General features: G+C 61.0%; 23 protein-coding genes. 12 read left to right on the top strand and 11 right to left on the bottom strand.

Annotated features, from left to right (window positions below; genetic code table 11):
* Position 1: 1 nt before the first annotated feature.
* The 5 genes from nuoN (at position 2) to gph (ending at position 5,453) form a co-directional block, all read left to right on the top strand.
* Positions 2 to 1,444 (top strand): NADH-quinone oxidoreductase subunit NuoN, encoded by a 1,443-nt coding sequence (gene nuoN, locus BUA42_RS07630; protein ID WP_072777103.1) that lies wholly within the window; start codon positions 2 to 4, stop codon positions 1,442 to 1,444.
* A 158-nt stretch (positions 1,445 to 1,602) separates the two neighbouring features.
* Entirely contained in the window at positions 1,603 to 2,337 is a 735-nt protein-coding gene (locus BUA42_RS07625; protein ID WP_072777102.1) for a biotin--[acetyl-CoA-carboxylase] ligase, read from the top strand.
* Between the two features lie 12 nt (positions 2,338 to 2,349).
* The gene (locus BUA42_RS07620) at positions 2,350 to 3,123 is read left to right on the top strand and encodes a type III pantothenate kinase (protein ID WP_072777101.1); all 774 of its coding nucleotides are present in this window, start codon (positions 2,350 to 2,352) and stop codon (positions 3,121 to 3,123) included.
* Between the two features lie 3 nt (positions 3,124 to 3,126).
* Positions 3,127 to 4,794, top strand: coding sequence for a ribonuclease J (locus BUA42_RS07615; protein WP_072777100.1), 1,668 nt, complete (start codon positions 3,127 to 3,129; stop codon positions 4,792 to 4,794).
* A complete protein-coding gene (gene gph, locus BUA42_RS07610) occupies positions 4,791 to 5,453 on the top strand; it encodes a phosphoglycolate phosphatase (RefSeq protein WP_072777099.1) in 663 nt (220 codons plus the stop codon). Before BUA42_RS07615 ends, gph begins: the two co-directional genes overlap by 4 nt.
* A gap of 96 nt (positions 5,454 to 5,549) precedes the next feature.
* Here gph and BUA42_RS07605 read toward each other — a convergent pair whose 3' ends face one another.
* The 4 genes from BUA42_RS07605 to BUA42_RS07590 all read right to left on the bottom strand — a co-directional run bounded on the left by BUA42_RS07605 (position 5,550) and on the right by BUA42_RS07590 (position 11,209).
* Positions 5,550 to 7,001 (bottom strand): DEAD/DEAH box helicase, encoded by a 1,452-nt coding sequence (locus BUA42_RS07605; protein WP_072777098.1) that lies wholly within the window; start codon positions 6,999 to 7,001, stop codon positions 5,550 to 5,552.
* A 218-nt stretch (positions 7,002 to 7,219) separates the two neighbouring features.
* On the bottom strand, positions 7,220 to 8,983 hold the full coding sequence (locus BUA42_RS07600) for a glycosyltransferase family 2 protein (RefSeq protein WP_084066157.1): 1,764 nt from the start codon (positions 8,981 to 8,983) through the stop codon (positions 7,220 to 7,222).
* A gap of 78 nt (positions 8,984 to 9,061) precedes the next feature.
* On the bottom strand, positions 9,062 to 10,669 hold the full coding sequence (locus BUA42_RS07595; RefSeq protein ID WP_072777096.1) for a peptide chain release factor 3: 1,608 nt from the start codon (positions 10,667 to 10,669) through the stop codon (positions 9,062 to 9,064).
* Positions 10,670 to 10,723: 54 nt separating this feature from the next.
* On the bottom strand, positions 10,724 to 11,209 hold the full coding sequence (locus tag BUA42_RS07590; RefSeq protein ID WP_072777095.1) for a hypothetical protein: 486 nt from the start codon (positions 11,207 to 11,209) through the stop codon (positions 10,724 to 10,726).
* Between the two features lie 140 nt (positions 11,210 to 11,349).
* Here BUA42_RS07590 and BUA42_RS07585 point away from each other — a divergent pair, with 140 nt between their 5' ends.
* Both BUA42_RS07585 and BUA42_RS07580 read left to right on the top strand, forming a co-directional pair.
* Complete coding sequence (locus BUA42_RS07585) at positions 11,350 to 12,129, top strand: SDR family oxidoreductase (protein ID WP_072777094.1); 780 nt, start codon at positions 11,350 to 11,352, stop codon at positions 12,127 to 12,129.
* 3 nt (positions 12,130 to 12,132) lie between these two features.
* Positions 12,133 to 13,275: a hypothetical protein gene (locus BUA42_RS07580; protein ID WP_072777093.1), complete on the top strand. Its 1,143-nt coding sequence runs from the start codon at positions 12,133 to 12,135 to the stop codon at positions 13,273 to 13,275.
* Between the two features lie 89 nt (positions 13,276 to 13,364).
* Here BUA42_RS07580 and BUA42_RS07575 read toward each other — a convergent pair whose 3' ends face one another.
* From BUA42_RS07575 to BUA42_RS07555, 6 genes are all read right to left on the bottom strand, one after another.
* Positions 13,365 to 14,057 (bottom strand): M48 family metalloprotease, encoded by a 693-nt coding sequence (locus BUA42_RS07575; RefSeq protein ID WP_072777092.1) that lies wholly within the window; start codon positions 14,055 to 14,057, stop codon positions 13,365 to 13,367.
* A 72-nt stretch (positions 14,058 to 14,129) separates the two neighbouring features.
* A complete protein-coding gene (locus BUA42_RS07570; protein ID WP_072777091.1) occupies positions 14,130 to 14,561 on the bottom strand; it encodes an OsmC family protein in 432 nt (143 codons plus the stop codon).
* A 61-nt stretch (positions 14,562 to 14,622) separates the two neighbouring features.
* Positions 14,623 to 15,807, bottom strand: a complete 1,185-nt coding sequence (locus BUA42_RS07565) for a vWA domain-containing protein (RefSeq protein WP_072777090.1) — start codon at positions 15,805 to 15,807, stop codon at positions 14,623 to 14,625.
* Positions 15,808 to 15,904: 97 nt separating this feature from the next.
* Positions 15,905 to 16,072, bottom strand: a complete 168-nt coding sequence (locus tag BUA42_RS21140) for a hypothetical protein (protein WP_178346873.1) — start codon at positions 16,070 to 16,072, stop codon at positions 15,905 to 15,907.
* Positions 16,069 to 17,439 carry a DUF2927 domain-containing protein gene (locus BUA42_RS07560; protein WP_072777089.1) on the bottom strand — a complete coding sequence of 457 codons (1,371 nt, stop codon included), beginning with the start codon at positions 17,437 to 17,439 and terminating at the stop codon, positions 16,069 to 16,071. The genes BUA42_RS21140 and BUA42_RS07560 overlap by 4 nt, the downstream gene beginning before the upstream one ends.
* 2 nt (positions 17,440 to 17,441) lie before the next feature.
* Entirely contained in the window at positions 17,442 to 17,894 is a 453-nt protein-coding gene (locus BUA42_RS07555) for a GNAT family N-acetyltransferase (RefSeq protein ID WP_072777088.1), read from the bottom strand.
* 278 nt (positions 17,895 to 18,172) lie between these two features.
* Here BUA42_RS07555 and BUA42_RS07550 point away from each other — a divergent pair, with 278 nt between their 5' ends.
* Positions 18,173 to 19,288 (top strand): THUMP domain-containing class I SAM-dependent RNA methyltransferase, encoded by a 1,116-nt coding sequence (locus tag BUA42_RS07550; RefSeq protein WP_072777087.1) that lies wholly within the window; start codon positions 18,173 to 18,175, stop codon positions 19,286 to 19,288.
* Positions 19,289 to 19,335: 47 nt separating this feature from the next.
* Here the strand turns inward: BUA42_RS07550 and BUA42_RS07545 are convergent, their stop codons facing one another.
* Positions 19,336 to 20,178 carry an AAA family ATPase gene (locus tag BUA42_RS07545; protein ID WP_072777086.1) on the bottom strand — a complete coding sequence of 281 codons (843 nt, stop codon included), beginning with the start codon at positions 20,176 to 20,178 and terminating at the stop codon, positions 19,336 to 19,338.
* A gap of 166 nt (positions 20,179 to 20,344) precedes the next feature.
* Here BUA42_RS07545 and dksA point away from each other — a divergent pair, with 166 nt between their 5' ends.
* The 4 genes from dksA to BUA42_RS07525 all read left to right on the top strand — a co-directional run bounded on the left by dksA (position 20,345) and on the right by BUA42_RS07525 (position 24,055).
* Entirely contained in the window at positions 20,345 to 20,767 is a 423-nt protein-coding gene (gene dksA / locus BUA42_RS07540) for an RNA polymerase-binding protein DksA (protein ID WP_072777475.1), read from the top strand.
* 70 nt (positions 20,768 to 20,837) lie between these two features.
* Positions 20,838 to 22,016, top strand: coding sequence for an FAD-dependent monooxygenase (locus BUA42_RS07535; protein ID WP_072777085.1), 1,179 nt, complete (start codon positions 20,838 to 20,840; stop codon positions 22,014 to 22,016).
* A 75-nt stretch (positions 22,017 to 22,091) separates the two neighbouring features.
* On the top strand, positions 22,092 to 23,060 hold the full coding sequence (locus tag BUA42_RS07530; RefSeq protein WP_178346872.1) for an XdhC family protein: 969 nt from the start codon (positions 22,092 to 22,094) through the stop codon (positions 23,058 to 23,060).
* Positions 23,057 to 24,055 (top strand): molybdopterin-binding protein, encoded by a 999-nt coding sequence (locus BUA42_RS07525; RefSeq protein ID WP_072777083.1) that lies wholly within the window; start codon positions 23,057 to 23,059, stop codon positions 24,053 to 24,055. The genes BUA42_RS07530 and BUA42_RS07525 overlap by 4 nt, the downstream gene beginning before the upstream one ends.
* The last annotated feature ends 97 nt before the right edge of the window (positions 24,056 to 24,152 follow it).

Raw genomic sequence — 24,152 nt, 5'->3', positions numbered from 1 at the left:
GATGCTAGGCTCTGATCTGACCGTCATTCTGCCGGAAATCATTCTGGCCGTGTACGCCATGCTCGCCCTGATCGGCGCGGTCTACACCATCAAGGACGGCGCGGCCTCCATGCTGGTCTGGATCACCTCGGCGCTTTTCCTTGCTGTTGCGGTCTGGATCGGGCTGAACGGTGCGGGCACCAATGTGGCCTTCAACGGCATGTTCGTAGATGACGGCTTCGCACGGTTCTCGAAGGTGGTGATCCTCGTCTCTGCCGCCGCTGTCCTTCTGATGAGCGAAGGATACATGGCGCGCCGGGGTCTCTTGAAGTTCGAGTATCCTCTGCTGATCGCGCTTGCCGTGGTCGGCATGATGATGATGGTGTCGGCGGGCGACCTTATGGCGCTCTACATGGGGGTGGAACTGCAGTCGCTCTCGCTTTACGTGGTTGCCGCCCTGCGCCGGGACAGCCTGAAATCCACCGAGGCGGGTCTGAAGTATTTCGTCCTCGGCGCGCTGTCGTCGGGATTGCTGCTTTACGGGGCGTCGCTGGTCTATGGCTATTCTGGCACCACGCTGTTTTCGGGCATCATCCAGACCGCGAGCGAGGGCCAGGTGTCGCTTGGGCTGCTCTTCGGGCTTGTCTTCCTGATCTCGGGCCTTGCCTTCAAGGTCTCTGCCGTGCCGTTCCACATGTGGACGCCAGACGTCTACGAAGGCTCGCCAACACCGGTCACGGCCTTCTTCGCCACCGCGCCCAAGGTCGCCGCCATGGCGCTTTTCGCTCGGGTCCTGCATGACGCCTTCGGTGATGCGGTGCGCGACTGGAGCCAGGTCATCGCGCTTTTGTCGGTGCTGTCGATGTTCCTTGGCGCCATCGCCGCCATCGGTCAGCGCGATATCAAGCGCCTGATGGCGTTCTCTTCGATCGCACATATGGGTTACGCGCTCATGGGGTTGGCGGCTGGCACGGCCTTCGGAGTGCAGGCGATGCTGATCTACATGGCGATCTACGTGACCATGAATGTCGGCACCTTCGCCTTCATTCTGTCGATGAGCCGTGACGGCCAGCCGGTGTCCAATATCGGGTCCCTCAATATGTATTCCAAACGCGAGCCGGGCAAGGCTCTGGCGATGCTGGTGCTTCTCTTCTCGCTTGCGGGCGTGCCACCACTCGTCGGCTTCTTCGGCAAGCTGTACGTGCTCCGCGCAGCCTACGAGGCTGGCCTGGCGTGGTTGGCGATTGCGGGTGTCATCGCATCTGTGATCGGGGCGTTCTACTATCTGCGGATCGTCTTCTACATGTATTTCGGTGAAGAGCGGGACGATGCTTTGGACAAAGGCCGGTCACCGATTCTCTACGGGATGCTGATGGCAAGCGCGATCATCATGGTCGCCGGGGTGGTGAACCTTTTCGGCATCGAAAGCGTGGCCGCCGCCGCCGCGGCGACCCTTGTCGAATAAACCGGTCCGGACGCGGCAATATCGTGACGCGCCAAGGGCGCGTCGCTACGGTTTTTGCGACCCGCTACGCGGATCGCGCCTAGGGGGCTCTGCCCCCGTCCGCCGGTGGCGGACTCCCCCGAGATATTTCGGAACCGGAGAAGCATGCGGGGTGCGCCGTGTCTGACTGGCCCGCGGGATATGACCGGCAGGTGCTGGCCCGGGTGGACAGCACAATGACCGAGGCGGCGCGTCAGGCAACGGAATTGGCCGGGCCGACATGGATTTGCGCGTTGCGCCAGTCGGCCGCGCGTGGGCGGCGTGGCCGGGATTGGGTGAATCCCGAGGGAAATTTCGCCGCCACGCTTGTGCTGCCCACGTCCGAGCCGCCCGAAATGCGCGCGTTGCGCAGCTTCGTCGCGGCCCTCGCGCTTTTCGATGCGCTGGTTGCGGTGTCGGGCCGGGTGGATGGTCTGTCGCTGAAATGGCCGAACGATGTACTTCTGGCCGGCGGCAAGGTCGCGGGCATCCTGCTGGACAGCCTTCCAGATCACCTGTTGATCGGGATCGGCGTCAATCTTGTGCAGGCCCCGATGGCTTCGGAGGTCGAGGCGAGCGCGGTGCCACCGGTCTCGGTTCTGTCCGTGCTGGGCGTTGAGGTCGGACCGGACGTGTTTCTTGACCATCTCGCCGCGCGGTACGCCGAACACGAGCGGAGTTTCGTTACGCTCGGTTTCGCGCCCATACGCGAGGCCTGGTTGGCGCGGGCCGCGCGTATGGGAGAGACCGTGACGGCCCGCATGGGCACCCGTGAGGTCCAGGGCCGGTTTGACACCATTGACGCGCAGGGCCGGATCGTATTGACCACCGCCCAAGGCCGCGAGGCGATCGCGGCAGCGGATATCTTTTTCTGACGGGGCAGGGACATGCTTCTGACCATTGATTGCGGCAACACCAATACCGTCTTCTCGATCTGGGACGGTCAGGAGTTTCTCTGCACATTGCGCACGTCGACCCATCACGGGCGCACGGCGGATGCCTACTTCACGTGGTTCTCGACGCTCATCAAGCATTACGGGATCGAGCTCGACATCACCGACGTCATCATCTCGTCCACGGTCCCCCGCGTCGTCTTCAACCTGCGTGTTTTCTCGGATCGGTTCTTCGGTCTGCGGCCGCTGGTCGTGGGCAAACCCGAATGCCTGTTACCACATCCGCCCCGCGTCGATGAGGGCACCATTGTCGGCCCCGACCGGCTGGTGAACACGGCAGGCGCCTATGACCGGCACGGCGGCAATCTGATCGTCGTGGATTTCGGCACCGCGACAACGTTTGACGTCGTGGATCACGACGGTGCCTATGTCGGCGGCCTGATCGCGCCGGGCGTCAATCTGAGCCTTGAGGCATTGCATATGGCCGCCGCGGCGCTTCCGCATGTCGATATCTCCAAGCCCCAGCGCGTTGTCGGTACCAACACGGTGGCGTGTATGCAGTCGGGCGTGTTCTGGGGCTATGTTGGCCTGGTCAAAGAGTGTTGCGCGCGGATCAAGGCGGAACGGGGTCAGGACATGAAAATCATCGGCACGGGCGGCCTTGCTGCATTGTTTGCCGAGACCGAAGACTTATTTGATGAGCTTGAGAACGACCTCACCATGCATGGCCTGACGGTCATCCACAATTATAACAAAGAACACGGGTAAATCATGAGCGGTGAACGGATTATCTACCTGCCCCTTGGCGGGGCCGGTGAAATTGGCATGAACGCCTATGTCTATGGCTATGGCAAACCGGATGAGGAACGACTGATCCTTGTCGATCTGGGCGTCACCTTTCCGGACATGGACGGCTCACCCGGTGTTGATCTGATTCTGCCGGACATCACCTGGCTGAAAGAGCGGCGGGACCGTCTCGAAGCAATCTTCATCACACACGCGCATGAGGATCACGTGGGCGCGGTCGGCTACCTTTACGAAGAACTTGGCGCGCCGATCTACGCGCGGGCGTTTACGGCGCATATCGCGCGGCTCAAGATGGATGACCACGGGTATTCGCCCGAAAGCGTGCGCACCGTCTCGGCATGGCCCGAGACCGTTGAGGTGGGTCCGTTCAAGGTTGGTTTCGTGCCAATTTCGCATTCTATCCCGGAAAGCTCAGGTCTGGTGATCGACACGCCGCAGGGGCGCGTGGTGCATTCGGGCGACTTCAAGATCGATGTAACCCCGGTGGTGGGGGAACCGTTTGACCGGGACCTGTGGGAAGAGGTGGCAAAGCCGGGTGTGAAGGCGCTTGTCTGTGATTCCACCAATGTCTTTTCCGAACATGCCGGGCGGTCGGAGGCCAGTGTCGGTCCCGAGATCGAAAAGCTGGTCCGCGACGCCAGCGGCATGGTCGTTGCGACCACCTTTGCATCCAACGTCGCGCGGGTGAAGACGCTGGCCGAAGCGGCGGATCGGGCCGGGCGGTCGATCTGCCTCTTGGGGCGTGCCATGCGTCGGATGATCGAAGCGTCAATCAAGACCGGCGTGCTTGATAGTTTCCCGACGGTTGTCAGCCCTGAAGAGGCGACGCAGATCCCGCGCGAGAACCTGATGCTTATCGTGACCGGCAGCCAGGGTGAACGGCGCGCCGCCTCTGCTCAGTTGGCGCGCGGCAAGTATAATGGGATCACGATGAAAGAAGGCGACACGTTCTTGTTTTCTTCGAAAACCATTCCTGGCAATGAGCGTGGCGTCATTCGGATCATGAACCAGTTTTCCGAACAGGGCGTGGATGTGGTGGATGACAGTTCGGGGCATTACCACGTCTCGGGCCACGCCAACCGGCCGGATATCCAGGAAATGCACCGCCTACTGAACCCTCAGGTCGTCCTTCCGATGCACGGCGAGCATCGGCATTTGCGCGAGCATGTGAAGCTTGCTGGCATGGCCGGGCGCACCGGCGTTTTGGCGGTCAATGGCATGATGATTGACCTCAGCGGAAACGAACCCACGGTTGCCGAATATGTGGAAACCGGGCGGACCTATCTTGACGGTACGACCAAGATCGGCGCGCTGGACGGCGTTGTGCGGGATCGCATTCGGATGGCGCTGAACGGGCATGTGATCGTGACGGTGATCCTTGACGAAGACGATGAGCTTCTGGGTGAGCCGTGGTGCGAAGTCATGGGCCTACCCGAGATGGGGCGCAGCAACGCGTCTTTGGTGGATGCGCTGGAAGAAGACCTGTCGCAATTCATTGGGCGGGCAGGGGCAAAAACCATCACGGATGACGACAAGCTCGAAGAGGGGCTGCGCCGTGTGGCACGTCAGACCACGCAGAATGAAATCGGCAAGAAACCCGAAGTATCCGTGATCATCTCGCGGCTCGCATGACACGCGCAGTTGTCTTCGATCTGGATGGCACGCTGATCGACAGCCTGCCGGACATGACGGTTTCGGCCAATACCTTGCTGGCCGAACACGGTTTGCCACCGTTGGACCGGTCTCAGGTGGCGGGTTTCGTGGGTTTCGGTGTGCGCGTGTTTATGAACAGGCTGATCGCGGCGACAGCTCTGAAGGCATCAGAGTACGACACGCTCTTGCAGCGGTTCATGGCGCTATACGTGCAAGCCACCGACCATACCGAGGTGTTCCCGCACGTGCGCGAAGCACTGGATGCGTTGCGCGATCAGGGGTGTGTTCTGGGGCTATGCACCAATAAACCGACGGCTCCGATGAAAGCGGTCTTGGCGGCGTTGGACTTAGCCGAGTATTTCGAAGTGGCAGTTGCGGGTGACACGTTGTCGGTCCCGAAGCCGGACCCGGCCCCTTTGAAGCTGGCCTTCGAAAAGCTTGGCGCGACAGAAGCGGTTTACGTTGGCGACAGCCCGGTGGATGCCGAAACCGCGCAGCGTGCACGGGTGCCGTTTCTGCTGTTCAGCGAGGGAATTCGCACTGTGTCCTTAGACGAAATCCCGCATGACAAACTGTTTCATGATTTCAGAACGTTGCCGGAAAGTGTTAATGCGCTCTTCGCGTCCTATCCGCACTAGGTCAACAGGCCTCAGCTGGCATTTGACCGGGTGGCGCCGCAACTTGCCCGTCGGCAAGTTGCCAGCAGCGCGACCCGCATCCATCTCCGCTACGGCTTAGCCCGCGCGACGCTCGTCGAAACTCTTGGCGATGAAGGACGGCAAATGGTCGCCCATGCCCACCACATTGTTGTCCCGTCCGGAGCGATCACCGCGCCGATTGCGGGGGCCGCGGGATTTTTCTGACTGCGCTGGTTTTTCCGATTTGGTGTCTTCCGGAGCTGCCTGAACTTGGACGTCGACCGTTTCGGTCGGTTGCGGGTCAGCCTGCTTTGCGCGGCCACGACCGCCGCGCGACCGGCGCGGTTTGGTGTCTTTCTGCTCGCTTGACCGGGCCTCTTCCTTCTCGGGTTCAGCCTCTTGAAGCGGGTTTTCGATGCGGGGAATTTCCTTCTGGATCAGCTTCTCGATCGCATCGAAATTCTTTTCGTCCTTCGGTCCGCAGATCATCATCGCCTTGCCTGCGCGTCCGGCACGTCCGGTCCGACCAATACGGTGAACGTAATCCTCGGCGTGGCTGGGCACGTCGAAGTTGAAAACGTGGCTCACCGCCGGCACATCCAGGCCGCGTGCGGCAACGTCAGAGGCCACGAGGAAGCGCAGATCACCATCGCGAAAGCCGTCGAGGGTTCTGGTGCGGTGTGATTGGTCGAGGTCCCCATGGATCGGGGCCGCATCGAACCCATATTTCTTGAGCGACTTGGCGACGATATCCACATCCGTCTTGCGGTTGCAGAAGATGATCGCGTTCGAGCACGCCTCGCCCTCATCTTCGATGAGCTTGCGGAGCAGCTTGCGTTTTTCCGTACCTTCACGGTCGCGGCGGCTGGCCTTGAACATGACAACGCCCTGTTCGATCGTCTCTGACGCGGTCGCCTGGCGGGCAACCTCGATCCGCGCGGGGGCGGACAGGAACGTGTTGGTCAGGCGTTCGATCTCTGGCGCCATAGTGGCCGAGAAGAAAAGCGTCTGACGCGTGAAGGGTGTCAGCGAAAAGATACGTTCGATGTCTGGAATGAACCCCATATCGAGCATCCGGTCAGCTTCGTCCACCACCATCACCTGCACACCGGTGAGCAGCAGTTTCCCGCGCTCAAAATGGTCAAGAAGGCGACCCGGTGTGGCGATCAGAACGTCGACGCCCTTGTCGATGAGCAGGTCTTGTTCCTTGAAACTGACACCACCGATAAGCAGCGCCTTGGTCAGCTTGACGTGTTTGGCGTAGGTGTCGAAGTTCTCTGCCACCTGCGCCGCCAATTCGCGCGTTGGGCAAAGCACAAGGCTCCGCGGCATCCGCGCCCGCGCACGTCCGCGTGCCAGCAGTGTGATCATCGGAAGGGTGAAGCTTGCCGTTTTCCCTGTTCCGGTCTGGGCGATGCCAAGCACATCACGACCTTCAAGAGCGGGGGGTATGGCGCCTGCCTGAATGGGGGTGGGAGTGTCGTATCCCGCTTCTTCGATTGCCTTCAGGACTTTCGGGTTGAGGTTCAACTCAGAAAATTTTGTCATGTGTATCCGTTGTTCACGGACTGACTGCGCCCGTGCGTCTGACTATGATCCGGCCCGGATGGCCCCGTGATAACCACAGAATTGATCTGGCTGGTATGTAGCCCTGTTGCCACGCACCGTCAATCCAAGCACGGCACGCTGCTTCAAAGTGACAGGTTTGCGCCGGTTTGGTGGTCAAACTGCAACGAATGCGTGAACTCGATGCCGTCGATGACCTGTCAACCTGCCAGGCGGACGCCGAATACGCGCTCAAGAGCGGCATCCGGATCGAATTGAGGGGTTAGCAAAAGGTCGTTGCGCTTCAGTCGCGCGCGCAGATCGCTGCTGTCGAGGCACATCTCGTCGAAGAACATGCGCAAGCCTTCGTCGCCCTCTTCTTCGTGCAACCAGCTGAGCAACCGGCCCACCGATTTCATTGGCTCGTCCGGCTGGATGCGGTAGGACCCTTTTTCCCGTCGGAAGGCAAGCTTGGCCATGAAGGACTCCCAATCGGGCGCATGCAGATGACCGACATGAACGTTTTCGACTTGGGCAACATTTGAGACGTCCTGACCATGAAATCGCACGCGATGGATTTTCAAGCGCACTTCGCCAAGCCCGGTTCGGACAAAAATCTTCCCTGCCGTGTGGCTCAGGAACCCGCCGCGCAAGTAACTGCCGAAAGTCGGGTACGCGTCATGCAGCGCCTGCGCCGCGTTATCGCTCGCCGGACGCAATTTGAAATGCGTCGGCATGGCACCGGGGACCTTTGAGGCCAGCGCCTCCGCCGGAAAGAGGCGTATGGCCGCCGCGTCATCCGCCACGGACTTCAGCGTCGTGCTCAGCTTCTTGTCCGACAAGATGAACTCGTCGATGTCGATATGACCCAGCCAATCCACGTCGCCTTCAGCTTGCCGAAGGGCATGGGTGGCGTTGAAGGATTGGCGCACCTGATGGGTGTCTGGCCGGTCCTTCCCGAGTTGGCGCCAATACGCCGCGTCGCACACCGTCAGGCGGACTTTTGGGTTTTCCCCCAAGAGCGCGATGACGTCGGTGTCGGGTGTGTCTAGGAAGAGGTATATCCGTCGCGCACCAAGATCGATGTGATAGGCCACAAACCGTGCCACGTCCAACAGTGGCGCATTTGTCGTGCAGACCAGGCCCCAGGACGGTGGGATGTGCGTTTTCGCCAGCACATCCTTCGGTACGGGGAGCAAAGTCTCGGCCCTGCTGTCGTCTATCCCGGACTGCTCAAGACGGCGCAATTTGCGGGCGCGTAGGCGATGCAGGCGGCGAAACACGGTGCGCGGATCATCGATCAGACGTTGCAGCATATCGTGCGCAAGGGGGCGGATCACATCGTCGCGGTCTGCTTCTTCCCACAACCGGCCGATCATGTTCACGTCGAGCCCGCCGTTGGTCAAAGAAAACCCGTTCATATCCAGCGGCAAGGGCGCCTTTGATCGGCCACCCAGCGTGAACGGCCGCTCCGGATCGCGCCCGGAATAAAGCCGTTCGCTTTCGTAGAGCTTCATCGTGCCGAACAGCGTCGATAGCGCGAGGCCCGTACTGCGTTGCGTGGGGGTTTTGCCGTGGTCTCCAAAGGTGGTCAGGCTCGACACCTTCCACCGCAGGTCCATTTCCCTTAGCAAGCGTTGCGATTGCTCCGCCCAGAGACGGACAAACAGGTCGGCAGCGTGGGGAGGTTGGTTATTCTTGCGAAGATGCGCGATGAGCAGCGCATTTAGGTGAAGAAGGGCATTTTGCCCTTTGAGTTCTTTGGAGATTTCCAGGTCTTTGCGCGCGTGTTCGGATTGCTGTTTCGCATCCCGCGACGGCACCTTCACCTTCTTCTTCGACAGCGCGTCCAGATCGCAATCGAGTGGTGGCAGGGCTTCGCCCTGTGCAAAGGTCAACGGCGCCCGACGCGCGTTCATCTGGTTCAAAATGCCGGTCATCCCTTGTGGATAGGCGGGATTTGGCGGCGCTTTCTTGCTGCTCATGGTGAAAGAGTGCCGCTTGACGCAGGCCGGATCAAGCGTCTTGAGAGACCTTGGTTCGCGAATTCACAACCGTGCCCTTCAGACCATCATTTCCTTCGTCGCCGACAAGGTCACGTCCGGGTAGTCACGGACAATGCGGTCAATGTCCCATTGCAGGCGGGTGAGGTAGACCACGTCGCCGTCATTGTCCGCGGCCATGTGCTGCTTGTTGGCGTTGACGAGCTTTTCCACGGCGTCTTTGGGTCCATGCACCCAACGGGCGGAGGTGAATTGCGACGCCTCGAAGCGGACGGGCAGCCCGTATTCCAATTCGATCCGACTGCCCAGCACCTCGAATTGGAGCGCACCGACGACACCCACGATAAAGCCCGAACCGATCATCGGTTTGAACACCTTGGCCGCGCCTTCCTCGGCGAATTGCATCAGCGCCTTTTCAAGGTGTTTTGCCTTGAGCGGATCACCAGCGCGGACGGTTTGCAGAAGCTCTGGCGCGAAAGAGGGGATGCCGGTCACTTTCAGCGTCTCGCCTTCGGTCAACGTGTCACCGATGCGCAGCTGGCCATGGTTCGGGATACCGATGATGTCGCCGGCCCAGGCTTCTTCCGCCAACTCGCGGTCAGCGGCGAGGAACAGGACAGGGTTCGATACGGCCATGGGCTTCCTGGTCCGCACATGGGTCAGTTTCATGCCGCGGGTGAAGTGCCCGGACGCCAGACGCAGGAACGCCACGCGGTCGCGGTGCTTTGGGTCCATGTTTGCCTGAACTTTGAAGACAAATCCGGAAACCTTTGTTTCATCTGGGGAAATCTGCCTTGGCGTTGCGGATTGCGGCTGCGGTTCCGGGCCATAGGTTCCGATACCGTCCATCAGTTCTTTCACACCAAAAGAGTTGATGGCTGAGCCAAACCAGATAGGCGTCATATGCCCTTCCAGAACCGCTTGCGGGTCAAGCGTGGGCAGCAGTTCGCGCGCCATTTCGACCTCTTCCTTCAGCTGTTCCAGCAAGTGCGCGGGCACATGCTCGGCCAGTTTTGGGTCGTCGAGCCCTTCGATGGCGATGCTTTCGGCAACCTTATTGCGGTCGGCGCGGTCCATCAGTTCCAGCCGGTCGCGCAAAAGGTCGTAGCATCCCAGGAAGTCCCGCCCCACGCCGATGGGCCAGCTCGCCGGGGTCACGTCGATGGCCAGGTTTTCCTGGATCTCGTCGATGATCTCGAACGTGTCGCGGCTTTCCCGGTCCATCTTGTTGCAGAAGGTCAGGATCGGCAGATCGCGCAGGCGGCACACCTCAAAGAGCTTTTGCGTCTGGCTTTCCACGCCCTTCGCGCCGTCGATCACCATCACGGCTGCGTCCACGGCTGTCAGCGTCCGATAGGTGTCTTCGGAAAAGTCCGAGTGGCCCGGTGTGTCCACAAGATTGAAGCGGAAGGTCTTGAAATCGAACGACATCGCAGAGGCCGAGACCGAGATGCCCCGGTCCTGTTCCATTTTCATGAAGTCCGACCGCGTACGCCGTGCTTCGCCCTTGGCGCGCACCTGTCCGGCCATTTGGATCGCCCCGCCGTAAAGCAGAAATTTCTCGGTTAGGGTCGTCTTTCCCGCGTCGGGATGCGAGATGATCGCAAAGGTCCGGCGGCGGGCAATTTCAGGTGGCAATTCAGGGCGATTTGAAGCGGTGTCCAACATGAGCGCGCGTATAGGCGCACCGCTCAGTCTTGTCCATAAAGGACCGGCGCCGGTTTACCCGTTCACGCGAAGCCGGACCGGCACCGTGTGCGCCGGTTGAGCATAGGCTGCATGCGCAGGAACCATCGGGGACGGGACGACAACCGGTGCAAACGGCGCATCGCGCGCCTGACTGTCAATCAGCACGTACTCCGATCCCATCTGCAGCGTGGTCTCCGACACTAGATACAGCTGACCCTGAGACATGGCTGCATAGACGTCGGCGCGGCGGCCCGTGGTGGTCATGAATATCAGATGCGCGAGAGTGGTCAGTTCTTCGCACGGCAGGTTCGCCGCCAATTCCATGCTAAAGGCATCGCATGCGCTGTTGCAAGATGTAACGGGCGACCATTCAGCGCCGAGTTTGACCTGGTAAACGTCACCGAGGTGCAGGTGATCCAGACTGCTGATCGCTTCGCCACGGCACACGCCGAATTCCGCCCGAAATGACTGCGCGGGGCACGCGTAATATGTGGGCGGTGTCGCGGGTGTGGTGGTCATTGTCTTCGGTGCTCTGTAGTCTGGTCTTGCGGGCCAGGGCGTTAACCTTGCGCACCTTTAAGGTCCGCTGAAAATATGGCAGATCTATGAATGCGGCGCGGCATTTCGCCGACAAATTGAGGAAAATGGGGAGGTTTCATATGGACCTGGGCATAAGTGGGAAGCGCGCGCTTGTATGCGCATCAAGCAAGGGATTGGGTCGCGGATGTGCAGAAGCGCTGGCCGAAGCCGGGGTCAATCTTGTGATGAATGCTCGGGGTGGAGATGCCCTCGAAGCGACGGCGAATGAGATCCGCACCGCTTACGGGGTGGACGTGACCACGGTCGCAGCGGACATCGTGAGTGAAGACGGCCGTGCCGAGGTTCTAAAAGCAGCGGGGGATGTAGATATCCTCGTGACCAACGCCGGTGGCCCGCCGCCGGGTCTGTGGTCAGACTGGGATCGCGAGGATTTCATCAAGGCGCTGGACGCCAACATGCTGACGCCCATTGCGTTAATGACTGCGCTGATGCCGGGCATGATCGAACGCGGCTGGGGCCGCGTGGTGAACATCACGTCGCAATCCGTCCGGGCACCGATCCCGCAGCTTGGCTTGTCGAACGCGGCGCGCACCGGACTGACCGGATATGTTGCGGGCACCGCACGGCAAGTGGCGCCGCACGGGGTGGTCGTTAACAATCTTCTGCCGGGCATTCACGCAACCGATCGCGCGGACCAGTTGGACAGCGGCGTGTCCAAGACGCAGGGCATCAGCATCGAAGAGGCACGCAAGCAGCGCCAACAAACGATTCCGGCGCGGCGCTATGGCACGCGGCACGAATTCGGTCAGACCTGTGCCTTCCTGTGTTCGCAGCACGCGGGCTTCATCGTTGGGCAGAACGTGCTGATCGATGGTGGCGGCACCAACATCACGATGTGATCCATGGCACGGGGTCCGGACGGGCAGGGGCAGACACAGGGTTTCTCCCTGAAAGATGAGCTGTTCAATGCTGACACGGTTGGCGACCTGGCGCAGGAATACGCTGTCCTGCCCGGGTTCGATGCAGATCGGTTTCACGCCAGGGCCGTCGCAGGCCTTGCAGAACGGGGCCTGCTTGAACGTCTCGACTGGTTGGCCGATTGCATCGAAGAGCAACTCCCGTCCGATTTCCCAGCGATGGCGGAAGCGTTGGAGGCGGCAATGCCGCCCGCGCTTAGCGCCGACAAGACCGACGACGATTTCGGCCGTTTCATCCATGCGGTGCCGGGCATTCTTGCCGTGCGCCATGGGATGGAGGAGTACCGGGAGCGCGCGCTCGATCTTCTGGAGGCCGCCACGCAGCGGTTTTCCATGGAATTCTACATCCGGCCCTTTCTCAATCGCTGGCCCGATGAAACGCTGGCCCGTCTGGATCAGTGGACGCAGCATCCGCATTACCACGTCCGACGCTTGGTGAGCGAAGGCACGCGACCCCGGCTGCCGTGGGCGGCGAATATCGACCTCGACCCGATGGTGCCGCTGCGCTTTCTTGATGTGCTGCATGCTGATCCGACCCGGTTCGTGACGCGGTCGGTCGCCAATCACATGAACGATCTGTCCAAGATCGCGCCGGAGAGGGTGGTCGAAGTCCTGGAAGCGTGGCGGCGCGTCGGGCGGCAAGACGCCAAGGAGCTCGATTGGATGACGCGGCACGCACTTCGCACGGCGGTCAAGCGGGGCGAGGCGGGCGCGCTGCGGCTGCTGGGATATGATCCTGAGGTGCCCGTTTCGGCAGCGCTATCGCTTGAACCAATCCCCGTGCGGATCGGAGACGCGTTCGAAATCGCGGTAACACTGACATCGAAGGTCGATCTGCCGGTGATGGTGGATTACCGGATCGCGTTCCATCGTCCGAACGGGCGCGCGGGTGAGAAGGTGTTTAAGCTGAAAAGCGCACGGTTGAAGGCGGGCGAAGCGATGACACTGGCCAAGTTGCATAAGCTGAAGGCCGGGGCGTCGACGTTCACGCTCCATCCGGGACCGCACAGGATCACGGTGCAGGTCAACGGTGTGGATCGGGCGGAAGGACTTCTTGAGCTTATTTAGGGCGCTGGACTGAAGCCGGGCCTACGCTCCGGCCTTACGCTCAATGCTCTTGGCCGTATCACGGTCGCCTGGTGGGAAAGAGAAGAAGATCAGGGCGTGATGCTGGTCCAGCGCGCCTCGAGTTTTTCAAGCGCCTCAATCCGTTCCGACGTCTTTGGGTGCGACATGAGCCAAGCCGGCACTACGCCTGACCGCGCCTTGGTCAGGTCTTCGAGCTTTCCAAACAGCGATTTCTGCGGCCCGATGCCGATCCCGGCCTTGTGGAGCAGGGCGGCGGCGTAGGCGTCGGCTTCGTATTCATCGCCTCGGGACAGGCGGGCTGCCAGCAACGTGGCGATACCGTTGGCGATCCAGACACCGATACCCGGCAGAAAACGCGAGAGCACCATCGCAAGTGCGGTCCGCAGAGCGTTCTGACCCGAGAAGTCGATCATTCGACGACGCGTGTGGCCCAAGGCCACGTGTCCAAGCTCATGCGCGATGACACTGGTCAGTTCCTCGGCACTTACCTCACCGTTTTGGTATTTGCGGTAAAAGCCACGTGTGATGAAGATGCGCCCATCCGGCGCGGCGAGGCCGTTCACCGGGTCGATCTCGTAGATGTTGACACGGATGCGATCCAGATCGAGCGCGGCGGCCAGACGGTCCGTCAGCTTTTTCAGCTTGGGATCGGCCAGCTCGGTCGAGCGCGCGTCAAGCTCGCGCTTCGTGCGCCAAACCGAGAAATGATACATGACCAGCGCATAGATGATGGCCAGAAGGATCGGGGTGAATTTGATCATACCCGTGATATGGGGCGGCGTTCCGAGAAGGGCAAGCGCGGCATCACCTGGTATGCCGCGCTTCAGACGTTCTTAGCCGACGAGTTTCGCGTCCATCGTGATATCGGCTGCTGCGAGCACCTTGGACACAGGGCAGTTTTCCTTGGCGGTGTTTGCGGCTTCCTGGAAGTCCGCCTCGCTGATGCCGGGGATTTTTGCGGTCAGGTCGAGATGGATTTTGGTGATTGCAAACCCGCCATCCTTTTCTTCAAGGCTTACCTTGGCTGTGGTGTCGATGGCTTCGGCTGTTGCGTCGTAGTCGCCCAAGATCATCGACAGAGCCATCGAGAAGCATCCCGCATGGGCTGCCCCGATCAGCTCTTCGGGGTTCGTGCCGGGTTTGTCTTCGAACCGGGTGTTGAACCCGTAAGGCTGGTCCTTCAGCGCGCCGGACTTGGTTGAAATCTGGCCCTTGCCGTCTTTCAGGCCCCCGGTCCAATGGGCGGATGCGGTTTTCGTTATCATCTACGGTCTCCCCGTGGTTGGTACGCAGGGCCAACCTTTGGGTGCCGCCGGCGGTTCCGTCTTATTTGGCCAGGTCCTTGATCCCGCGACTGATGCCTTCGAGCGTCATCGGCACCATGGCGCCCTCGAAGATTTCGCGGATCATCTGGATCGACTGGGTATACTGCCAGTATTTCTCGGGCGTCGGATTGATCCAGAGATGATGCGGCCACTGCGCGCGGGCGCCTTCGAGCCAGACCTGTCCGGGTTCTTCATTCCAATGCTCATTCGCCCCGCCCGCAAAGGCGATCTCATAGGGCGACATGGAAGCGTCGCCGACGAAGATGCACTTGTAGTCCGAGCCGTAGGTGTTGAGCACCTCATGCGTCGGCGTCACCGCATCCCAGCGGCGGCGATTGTCCTTCCAAACGCCTTCGTAGAGGCAATTATGGAAGTAGTAATGTTCGAGATGCTTGAATTCGGCCCGCGCGGCGGAGAACAGCTCTTCCACCACTTTGACATGCGGGTCCATCGACCCGCCGACGTCGAGAAACAGGATCACCTTGACCGCGTTGCGTCGCTCCGGCCGGGTTTGCACGTCAAGATACCCATGCTCCGCCGTCGCGCGGATCGTACCGTCGAGGTCCAGCTCGTCCAGCGCCCCGTCGCGCGCCCATCGGCGCAGACGTTTGAGCGCCACCTTGATGTTGCGGGTGCCCAGTTCCACGCTGTCGTCGAGATTGCGGAACTCGCGCTTGTCCCAGACCTTCACCGCGCGCTGGTGGCGGGACTCGCTTTGACCAATCCGAATACCTTCCGGATTGTACCCGTACGCCCCGAAAGGCGAGGTGCCAGCCGTACCGATCCATTTGCTGCCGCCCTGGTGACGACCCTGCTGCTCCTTGAGACGCTCTTTCAGCGTCTCTATCAGCTTCTCGAACCCGCCAAGCGCCTCAATCTCGGCTTTCTCTTCCTCGCTGAGATGTTTTTCTGCCATCTTGGTCAGCCAGTCTTCCGGCAGTTCCAGCGCCTCCAGAACCTGATCGAGACGGATCGCTTCCAGCCCTTTGAAGGTTTCCGCAAAGGCGCGGTCGAACCGGTCTATGTGGCGTTCGTCCTTCACCATCGCGCTGCGGGCGAGGTAGTAGAAGGCCTCGGGATCGTAGGTCGCCAGCCCCGCGCGCACCGCTTCGAGGAAGCTCAGGTATTCGCGAAGCGAAACCGGAACACCGGTTTTCCGCAAGGTGTCGAAAAAGGGGACAAACATGATGCCTGATGTAGCAACGACCGCTGCGACAGACCAGCGCTTGGCTCAACTTCGGTCCAAAAACATCTAGGGCCCTTCAGGGCAGTGCCCCGAAGACTCAGAAAACCAGTTTCTCGATTGCAATGGTCAGGACAAGGCCACCCAGCGAAAAGGCGATCGCATAGACCGCGCCGTATTGCCATTTGTCCGCGCGGTTGCCGCCGCGTTTCTTGGCGGTCATCACCCCGACAATGGCCCCCAGAATTGCACCTGCAATGACGATCATAAACTGCCTCTGGCCCTGTTCAGCGGGTTCAGCGCGCTGATTTCACGCAGCTTTGCGCGCACCGCCCAATCCGAGCCGAACCCGTACCGTGCCCATCCCAGACTGTCCAGACGCACATCGGCCCCGGCAGATACGCGACCCGACAAGTCGAGCGCTTCGGCGCGTAGCATAAGGAGTGTCGAAAGAAGCGCTGCGTTTTCGTGCTGGGCTGCCAGATCGATCGCCGTACTGGTCAAATGCAGTGCCTCGTCCGGACGATCTTCGCTGAGGGCAAAAGCAGCCAGCTGTGACGCGACATAGGCGCGGTGGAGGCCGGTCTCGGACGACCGGGCAAAGAACGCGTCCGCCTGCAGGAACTGGTGCCGTGCCGCTTCGGGATTGGTGCTTTGCAGGATACGTCCCATCGCATAGTGCGTGAAGCCGCGCCGATGATCGTCCCAGCCCATGGCGGTGGCGATACTGAGCGCTTCGTTCACTGCCGCACGACGCGCATTCGGGCTACTGCCGGGGCCTAGGGCGCGCTGAATGGCCTCGATCCACGGTCGCGGCGTGCGCGAGAGCCGCGTCGCGGGGCGACCTTCACCTGCCGGATTGATCCGGGCGAGAATGGTCGGAATGCGGTTCATCACCTGCGTTCGATTCATTCCGTTGCGCAGCATTGGATCGTAGTAGGCGCGCAGGATCAGCATGTCGTATCCGGTCAGAACCGTGTGGACATTGTCATCGTTGAAAACCGAATTCGGTAGGCGATACAGGTCGTTCAACGGGCCAAGCGCTTGTGCCAGTTCTTCATGCAGGCAATCGCGCGCCTCTTGCGGACTCGCATCGTTTGGCAGGAAAATCCCAAGCCGTGTGCGGTCGGTGATCCGACCCCAGTTCACACGATTGGATCGGCGGGCCTGACGATACTCTGCGAACGTTGACACATTTGGCACGACAAAACACGCCGCCTGAGGCAGGAACCGCTGGATGTTTGCACGGCTGACCGCGTTAATGGTGATGTTTGCCGTGTCGCTTGTGGTGTAGGCGATGTCGATCCCGGCCTCGTTGCGTAAGCGGTGCAAAAGCCGGTTGAGATCGCTGGGAACGGTCGGTTGCACTTCGCCGACAAGACGTACGGTGATCGGGCCTTCGAAGCGTGTGAAGACGTCGAGCGCGCGTCCGGACTCCAGCCCCATTGAAAGGTCCATGAAATCACGGGCGATGTCGGCATTGGATGCCGTGGTCACCTGAGGGCGTGGCACGGAAAACACCTTCATCGCTGGCAGGCTCGTGTCCACAAATGCCGCGCGGGTGGCGGTCTCATTCGGCGAGATCGGTACACAGGCGGCAAGCAACAGGTACATGGGAAGCAGAAAACGCCGCATGCTCAATCCCGCTGATACTTGATGAACGGGGTGAGGGTGCCGATCCGGTCGTAAAGCTGTCTTGCGGTGTGATTGAAGTGCTGGGTTGTCCAATAAACCGAAGGTGCACCGGCGTTATCTGCCGCCGCATAGACCGCTTCGATCAAGGCCCGACCGACGCCCATGCCACGAACTTCGGGCGCGGCGAACAGATCCTGCAGATAGCAGACGTTTTCGATCTTCCAACAGTGGCGGTGAAAAAGGTAATGCGTCAGCCCGACAAGCGCGCCGGCGCGCTCTGCGACCAAACCATGGTAATCCTGCGGGTCGTCGCCAAGAAGCCGCGCGAAGGTGCTGTCATACACCGTGCCCGGCAACGACGTTTCATAAAACGCCAGATAGGCCCGCCACAGGACGCACCACGACTCGTAGTCTTCCGCGCGCAAAGAGCGCACGTTGAAATCGGTTTGGGACACGTGTGAAGCCTGCCTGCTTGTTGCGGATGGTTTTTTGTTCCGCAGTTATTTGTCCTCTGTGGGGGCAGGGTACGGCGAAACCGTGGTTTTTGCCTAGCCACAACGAATCGGTGCGAATCACTTTTTGGGGGCGATGCGCCTCTTCGCTTGAAATTGTATTAAAAACAGTTATTTAAGCTGTGCAAATGCGCAACATTTCGTCCAGCCGCCAAGCGCACGAGTCCCCATCGTGAATATGCCTCTCGTCGGCTCGTCGCCGACCCGCTACACGAGGACATATGTCAAACACCGCACCCCTTGAGATCTTCCTGTCGTCCCCGCCCGGACTTGAACCCGTATTGCGGGACGAGGTCCAAGCGGCTGCGTTTGCAAATGCAACCGTCACGCCGGGTGGTGTCACGGTGGACGGTGACTGGTCCGAGGTTTGGCGCGCGAACCTCGTGCTACGTGGTGCGGGGCGCGTCCTTGCCCGAGTGGCACGGTTCCGGGCGATGCACTTGGCACAGCTCGACAAACGATCGCGCAAGGTGGATTGGACAGCGTTGTTGCGGGCGGATGTGCCGTACCGCGTCGAGGCGACGTGCCGAAAGTCGCGCATCTACCATGCCGGAGCCGCGGCGCAGCGCGTGTCGACCGCGATTTCCGATGCCCTTGGGGTGCCGCCGTTGGAAAAAGCCGGATTGGTGGTCCGGGTGCGGATCGAGGATGACCTCTGCGACATCAGCCTCGATACCTCGGGTGAGGCTCTGCACAAACGGGGTTACAAACAAGCCACCGGAAAGGCCCCGATGCGCGAGACGCTGGCGGCCCTGTTCCTGCGCGCCTGCGGGTATGATGGCGCGGAACCCGTGATCGATCCGATGTGCGGATCGGGAACCTTTGTGATCGAGGCGGCAGAGATGGCACTGGGGCTTGCGCCAGGGCGCGCGCGGTCTTTCGGCTTTGAGCAGCTTGCCTCATTCGAAGCACAGCGCTGGAACGATTTGCGTAGCGAGGCGTCGGCGAGAAAGACCACGGACCTTCGGTTCTTTGGATATGACCGCGACGCTGGCGCGGTGTCGAATGCGACCGCGAATGCGGAACGGGCAGGGGTCGCCGATGTGGCGTCCTTTGCACAGCAGGCGATTGCGGATTTGACGTCGCCGGACGGCCCGCCGGGACTGGTGATCATCAATCCGCCCTACGGTGCACGGATCGGCAATCGGAAGTTGCTCTTCGGGCTCTACGGCACGTTCGGCACGGTGATGAAAGAGCGGTTCAAAGGCTGGCGCGTCGGCATCGTGACCTCGGACAAAGGCCTTGCCCGAGCAACCGGATTAAGCTTTCGGCAGGTCAGCGCGCCCATTCCACATGGCGGTCTCAAGGTGCAACTGTTCCAGACAGGAAAGCTCTGAACACCGCGCCTGTAACGGCGCATCACCGCTTCCGGAAACCGGGTAACCTACCGCCGTTCGCGGCGCGCCATGAAGGCCAACCGTTCGAACAGGTGCACATCCTGTTCGTTCTTCAGAAGCGCCCCGTGCAGTTTCGGAAGCGCGTTCACGCCGTCCCGTTTAAGGTCTTCGGGCGTCATATCTTCGGCCAGAAGCAGCTTCAGCCAATCCAGCACTTCGGAGGTTGACGGCTTTTTCTTCAGCCCGGTCTGCTCGCGCAACTCGTAGAACTGCGTCAGTGCCGTGGTCAGCAGCGCTTCCTTGATGCCCGGATGATGTACCTCAACGATCTGGCGCAGCGTGTCGGCGTCGGGGAAACGGATGTAGTGGAAGAAACAGCGGCGCAGGAATGCGTCGGGAAGCTCTTTTTCGTTGTTCGACGTGATGATCACGATGGGTCGCTGGCGCGCGGTGATCGTCTCTCCGGTCTCGTAGACGTGGAACTCCATCTTATCGAGTTCCTGCAGCAAGTCGTTCGGGAACTCGATATCCGCCTTGTCGATCTCGTCGATCAGCAGGACGACCTTCTGATCCGCCTCGAACGCCTGCCAGAGTTTTCCCTTGCGAATGTAGTTGCGCACATCATTAACGCGCTCGTCACCCAGCTGGCTGTCGCGCAGGCGGCTGACGGCGTCGTACTCGTAAAGGCCCTGCTGCGCCTTGGTTGTGGATTTGATGTTCCATTCGAGCATCCGAAGGCCAAGCCCCGCCGCCACCTGACGGGCCAGTTCGGTCTTGCCCGTGCCGGGTTCACCCTTCACCAGAAGCGGCCGTTCGAGGGTCACGGCGGCATTGACTGCAATGGTCAAATCGTCCGTTGCGACGTAGCTGTCGGTGCCTTCAAATCTCATTCTTTTCCTGCCTCGCGTCTTTATGACCCATCGCAACAAATTCACTTATTTGTGGTGTTATTGCCTAGTGACAACCTTTGGGCCTTCCATTAAGTGCTGCCCCTAGGGGTGCCAGATATCTAGAAGGAATTCCATGGCTGATACTGGCTTAGATAAGGGGACCAAGATGAAAGCTGAAACTTTCCTGCCCGACGATTACCGTCCCGCTGAGGATGAGCCATTCATGAATGAGCGTCAGCTTGAATGGTTTCGCCGCGAACTGCTTGAGCAGCGCAGCGAACTGTTGAGCGACAGCAAATCCACCATCGCCGGACTGCAGGATGGCACGCGGAATATTCCAGACGTGGCCGACCGCGCGTCTGAGGAAACAGACCGCGCACTCGAACTGCGCATCCGTGATCGCCAGCGCAAACTCGTGGCCAAGATCGACGCCGCGCTGCGCCGCATTGACGAGGGTGAGTTTGGATATTGCGCGGCCACCGGGGAACCGATTTCGCTCAAGCGCCTCGTCGCGCGTCCGACCACCACGCTGAGCCTTGAGGCGCAAGAGCGTCACGAGCGCCGCGAAAAGGTCCACCGCGACGATTGATGTCGTTGCACCGTGGAATTTCAGCGCGCCGGAGCCCCCGCTCTGGCGCGTTTTTCTTGGGGCAGGTGACTTGGACCTGAGATCGCGTGACATAACCGTCATCGGTGGTGGCATCGGTGGTTTGGCGTGCGCCATCGCGCTTCGGATGCACGGTGCCAATGTCGCTGTGCTGGAGCAGTCGGAAGCGATATCCGAGGTCGGTGCAGGGATTCAAGTCTCGCCAAACGGCTTGCGCGTGATTGAGGCGCTGGGTCTCGCGGACGCGCTTGCCGCACGGTCTGTGCAAGGACAGGCGGTGTCGCTGCGCAACGGCACCACCGGGGCCGAGGTAGCCCGGCTCGACCTGAGACGGCTGTCGTCAGATCAGACGTACCTCTTCGTGCATCGTGCTGACCTGATTGCGCTTTTGCTGGAAAAGGCGCGCGATATGGGCGTGTGTATCCGCCTTCTGCAGACCGTGGACACGGTGACCCCCGGCGACAGGCCACGCATCGTGATGGCGACCGGAGATCACCGCGACGCCGATCTGGTTGTGGGTGCGGACGGCATACACTCCGCGGTTCGACCGGTGCTCAATGCGCCCCAAAAACCGTTCTTCACCGGCCAAGTCGCGTGGCGCTGTATCGTGCCGAACGTCACCGGGCATCCCCCGCATGCGCGGGTGCACATGGGGTCGGGACGTCACATGGTGACCTATCCCTTGCGGGATGGATCGATCCTGAACGTGGTCGCTGTGGAAGAACGCTCTGAATGGGCCTCGGAAAGCTGGTCTCAAACAGACGATGCCGACAATCTTCGCAAGGCGTTTGCGTCCTTTGACGCCGAGGTGCATCAAATCCTGAGCCAGGCTGAAAACCCCGGACTTTGGGGGCTCTTCCGCCACCCGGTTGCAGAGAACTGGTTCGGCCAGAACTGCGCGATCTTGGGGGACGCGGCGCATCCGACCCTTCCGTTTCTTGCGCAGGGGGCGAACATGGCACTTGAGGATGCGTGGGTTCTGGCGGATGCGCTGGCGACGGAAAACGATGTGGCAAGCGGGCTAGAGCGATATCAGAAAAGACGCGAAGCGCGTGTGTCACGGGCCATCAAGGCAGCCAGCCAGAACGCGCGGAATTACCACCTGAAACCGGGTCCGGTTCGGTTCGCCGCACATTCGGCGCTTGGCCTGATGAGCCGGTTTGCTCCTGGTCAGATGCTTGGGCGGTTCGACTGGCTTTACGGGCATGACGTGACGCGGCCTTCAGGGTGAGTACAACCAACGCAGCAGAAGACAGCGGCGCAGGGCATGTTAGACTTGCCCTGAATATGGGAGGAGATCACCGGGATGGATCGGTTCGACAAGTGCCCTGAAACGGCACTCGCCTGGCATCGAAGTGGCAAGGGCGCAGTCCTTGCGACCGTCATCGAAACCTGGGGCAGCGCACCGCGCCGCGTCGGGTCTCAACTTGCGATCTCCGGTGAGGGCGAGATCGAGGGATCGGTCTCCGGCGGATGCGTTGAAGGCGCTGTCGTGGTCGAGGCCATGGATGCGCTGGAGGAGGGCAAAGCGCGCGAACTGGAATTCGGCGTAAGCGATCAGGATGCCTTTGCGGTGGGTCTGGCATGTGGCGGGACGATCCGGGTGCTGGTCGAACCAATCGGCGAGGTCCTTCCAGAAGCCTTGCTCGCAGAGCTTGTTCAACACCGGTCGGACCGAACGCCCGTCGCCTATGTGGCCGACCTCGACAACAACGAACGCTCACTGACGCGCGATGGTCACGATCAGGCCTTCCGGATGGACCGGTCCGGGTTTGTCGAGGATAGCCGCACCTTTGTTGCCATCCACAATCCGCCGCTGCGGCTGATCGTGGTTGGGGCCGTCCACATCGCGCAAGCGCTTCTCCCGATGGCGCGTATTGCTGGTTACGATCCGACACTCATCGATCCGCGCGAAGCCTTCGGGTCGGAAGGGCGCTTTCCGGGTGAGACGATCCTTCATGACTGGCCGGATGAGGCAGTGCAGAAACTGGGGCTCGATACGCGCACGGCGCTTGTTCTGCTGACCCATGATCCAAAGCTCGACGATCCTGCGCTGGAACAGGCCCTGCGGGCGAATTGCTTCTACATCGGCGCGCTTGGATCGACGCGCACGCATGCCAAGCGCGTCGAGCGTCTGGCGGCCGCGGGCTTTACGCAAGACGAAATCGATCAGATCCACGGGCCGATAGGCCTCGACATCGGCGCATCCGGGCCCGCCGAAATTGCGGTGTCTATCCTTGCCGAGATGACGCGCGTCCTGCGGAAGGGCGCATGAAATTCGGACCGGTCCCCCTCGATGACGCCGAAGGCGCAATCCTTGCGCATTCGGTGGCGCTGACGAAGGGACGTTTGCGCAAGGGGATCACGCTCGATACCGAGGCCGTCGGAAAGCTCCGCTCTGCGGGCGTCACCGAGGTCACAGTGGCCCGGATGGAACCATGTGACATGCACGAAGACGCGGCAGCCGAGATGCTCGCCCACGCGCTGGTGCCCGACCCGGATAGCGCGTCTCTGCGTCTCGCCCCGGCCAGCACCGGGCGCGTCAACATCTACGCGACCACCAATGGCGTGATCGAGATCGACGCGGACAAGATCAACGCGGTGAACGCTGTGCATCCGATGGTCACTGTCGCCACGGTACCGGAATGGCAGCGGATGTCGTCGCGTGGCATGGTGGCGACGGTCAAGATCATCGCCTACGCGGCGCCCGGGGATGCGGTCGAGGCCGCCCGTGCCGCTGGTCGAGATGCATTGCGCCTGCGGCCCGTCACACGGACGCGGGCGATGCTGATCCAGACCGCCGTTGGTGGTTCGGACGACGGCAGCAAGGGCCAGCGCGCCATGGCGACACGCTTTGACCGGCTTGGCGTGACACTTGGTCCAAAAACCGTGGTGCCACACCGGATTGACGCGTTGTCCGACGCACTTCAAGCCGCGCGGGGAGAGTATGACCTTCTGTGCATCCTCACCGGTTCGGCCACGTCCGACCTGCACGACGTCGCCCCGGAAGCGGTTCGCGCAGCGGGCGGCGAGGTGGTCCACTACGGCATGCCAGTTGACCCCGGAAACCTGTTGTTCTGGGGGCATCTGGGATCCATTCCGGTCTTGGGCCTTCCGGGATGCGCCCGGTCACCCGCGCTCAATGGCGCGGACTGGGTGCTGGAACGGATGCTCTGCGATGTGCCGGTCACACCAGCCGACATCATGGGGATGGGCGTCGGGGGCTTGCTCAAGGAACCGCCCAGCCGACCCAAACCGCGCGAGAGTTGATCGGTATGCATGCCGGATTTGAGATGTATCAAGGCGACATCCGACCAGACTGACTAAGCTCCCTCTGTGACTGCCATCGAGCAACAGGAGGAGTTGA

It is taken from the genome of Marivita hallyeonensis (assembly GCF_900129875.1).
Lineage (GTDB): Bacteria > Pseudomonadota > Alphaproteobacteria > Rhodobacterales > Rhodobacteraceae > Marivita > Marivita hallyeonensis.
This window is presented reverse-complemented; position numbering and strand designations above follow the sequence as displayed.